The following is a 2,464-nucleotide window of genomic DNA, read 5'->3' on the forward strand; positions in this document are numbered from 1 at the left end:
GCAGACCGAGAAGCGATCCTCGTAGATCCCGCAGCGATTGCGCACCAGATCGAGCTCTTCGCAAGGGGTGATGAACTGGACGAACCACTCTCCTTCGTCGTCGGCGTAGAGCCAGACATCCTTGTGGCTCACCATCCATCTCATCTGCTCGATCGATGATCGCGAGGTGGGCGGATCGATCGGAATCGCCACGTAGCGGCAGCAGAGGGAGCAGGCGGGAAGACATTCGCTCGGCACATCTCCTCCTTCCGAGAACCAGGGAAGCCTAACACAAGCGCCGGCGGGCGTGGGCTCGCGCGGGGCGCCGGCCCCGTTTCTTGACAGCGGCCAGGGGGCATCCTAGACTCATTTGACTGGATCTGAGAAGCGGGCCGGCGCGCCACCAGGACCGAGCGGATGCTTCGTGCGGGCTTCTCGGATGGACGCGGGCGGGCTCCGCCCGGCGGTCCTGACCCGCGCCGGTGGAGGTCCTTGCCGAGGATGAGACTGCTCCTCTTCACGCTCCTCTGCGCGATTGCGATCCTCCTGATCCGCGGGCTCCAGGGAATCTCGACGCGGCGTAGAGCGGAAGGCCGCCCCGCTGAGGGGAACGAGCGGCCGGCGGCGTCGCCCGACGAGATCGTCGATGTCTCCTTCGAGGACTGTCGAGACGCGGGCGAGAAAGGGGAGCGGTCCTGAGCCGGGCGTTGCGGCGAGGCGCCTCGGGGGATGAGTCGACCGCGGCCGATCCGACCTTCATGGCGCGCGCTCTTGCTCTCGCGCGCCGCGGGGCGGGGATGACTTCCCCCAATCCGATGGTCGGCGCGGTTCTTGTCTCCGGAGGGAAGGTGATCGCCGAGGGGTGGCATGCCCGCTTCGGCGGACCCCACGCCGAGCCGCGGCTCCTCGATGCTCTCCGGCGGGCCGGGAAGAGGGTTCCATCCGACGCGATCCTCTACGTCACGCTCGAGCCCTGCACCTATGAAGGGAAGACGCCGGCCTGCGTCGATCTCCTGCGCGGGACCCCTATCCGGCGGCTGGTGGTGGGAGCGACGGATCCGAATCCTCGAGTCAGGGGAAGAGGCCTCAGGATCTTGCGCGAGGAAGGATGGCAGGTCGCGACCGGCATTCTGGAGGAGGATGCGCGGCTCCTGAATCTGCCTTTCGACCTGGCCCATCGCCGAGGCCGGGCGAGAGTCACCCTCAAGATCGCTTCCAGCCTGGATGGGAAGGTGGCCGACGAAGGCGGCAGCTCGCGCTGGATCACGGGGCCCGCGGCAAGGCAGGTCGTCGGCAGGCTCCGGCTGCGCGCCGATGCGATCGTCGTCGGTAGGGGGACGGTCTTCTCGGACGATCCGCGCCTGCAGCCGGGCGGGAGGGCCGGCCGGTCACCCAGCCGGATCGTGATCGACACGCGACTCGCCGGCGATCCGGACTGCAGGCTCGCGCGGCTCTTCAGATCGGAACGAGGACGGGGGCTCGAGCCCGCTGAGGCCGTGGCCGGCAACTGGTCGCTCGTTCGATCGGGCGGGCGTTCCCGATGGATCCGCAGGCCCCGGCTGATCGTCGCCTGCTCCAACCCGTCCCCTCGAAGGGCCGCTCTCTTTCGTAGGAAGGGCTGGGAGGTATGGAATCTGCCGGCGCGGGGTGGCGGGGTCGACCTGCCCTCCCTCGCCCGCCATGCGGCTCTCGAGGGCCTTCTGGACCTGCTTGTGGAGCCCGGTCCCCGGCTGGCGGCCGGCTTTCTCCGCGAGGGCCCGGTGGACCGGATCTTCCTCTTCCTGGCCCCGAGGATCGTCGGCGGACCCAACGGGTGGGGAAGCCGCATCGCCGGCCTCCCGCTGCGGCGGGCGGTGAGGACGCCTCTCCTGGAGCTCTCCACCGCGTGCGGTCCCGATCTGGCGCTCCTCTTGCAGCATCGATCGGGGCGCCCGCTCGTCTCGCCCCGCGACGATCCCCGGCGGATGCTGTAGAGTCCATCTGAGGAGTTCGGCCCATGTTCACTGGTCTTGTCGAGGCGATCGGGCGGATCGCCCGAGCCGGGAGCCGGGAGGGAGTCCGGGAGCTCGTCATCCGCTCCCCCTTCGCCCCCGGGGAGCTTCCGGCTGGCTCGTCCGTCGCGGTGCAAGGCGTCTGCCTGACCCTCTTGGAGGATGCCGGGAGCGACGGGAGCTTCCGCGTCCAGGCGGCGGCGGAGACGCTCCGGCGGACGACTCTGGGGAGGTTGCGCGCTGCGGATCGCGTCCACCTGGAGAGGGCCGTGCGGCCCATGGATCGGATGGGCGGGCACTTTGTCCAGGGGCACGTCGATGGAATCGGGGTGCTGCGGCGCGTCGCGCGGCTCAGGGGCGACTGGGTTCTGGAAGTCGAGGCGCCGCCTTCCATCCGGCGCTACATCGTCGAGAAGGGGTCGATCTGCGTCGATGGCGTCAGTCTGACGGTGGGCGCGGTGGGGCCGCGATGGTTCCGGGTCCATATCATCCCG

4 protein-coding genes are annotated in these 2,464 nt (G+C 69.5%); 3 read left to right on the top strand and 1 reads right to left on the bottom strand.

Features of this window, described 5'->3' with window-relative positions:
* A partial coding sequence (locus FJY88_13530; GenBank protein MBM3288348.1) for a YkgJ family cysteine cluster protein occupies positions 1-237 on the bottom strand: 237 nt, incomplete at its 3' end.
* Positions 238-480: 243 nt separating this feature from the next.
* Between FJY88_13530 and FJY88_13535 the strand changes: the two genes are divergently transcribed.
* The 3 genes from FJY88_13535 to FJY88_13545 form a co-directional block, all read left to right on the top strand.
* The gene (locus FJY88_13535) at positions 481-678 is read left to right on the top strand and encodes a hypothetical protein (GenBank protein ID MBM3288349.1); all 198 of its coding nucleotides are present in this window, start codon (positions 481-483) and stop codon (positions 676-678) included.
* The gene (gene ribD, locus FJY88_13540; GenBank protein MBM3288350.1) at positions 642-1,952 is read left to right on the top strand and encodes a bifunctional diaminohydroxyphosphoribosylaminopyrimidine deaminase/5-amino-6-(5-phosphoribosylamino)uracil reductase RibD; all 1,311 of its coding nucleotides are present in this window, start codon (positions 642-644) and stop codon (positions 1,950-1,952) included. The genes FJY88_13535 and ribD overlap by 37 nt, the downstream gene beginning before the upstream one ends.
* 23 nt (positions 1,953-1,975) lie before the next feature.
* On the top strand, positions 1,976-2,464 hold a 489-nt coding region (locus FJY88_13545), incomplete at its 3' end, for a riboflavin synthase (protein MBM3288351.1).

The sequence above is a fragment of the Candidatus Eisenbacteria bacterium genome, from assembly GCA_016867495.1.
Classification (GTDB): Bacteria; Eisenbacteria; RBG-16-71-46; order CAIMUX01; family VGJL01; genus VGJL01.

What these genes read in the sequence shown, in the direction of transcription:
- FJY88_13535 (MBM3288349.1), top strand. Translation starts at nt 481, where the DNA reads ATGAGACTGCTCCTCTTCACGCTCCTCTGCGCGATTGCGATCCTCCTG.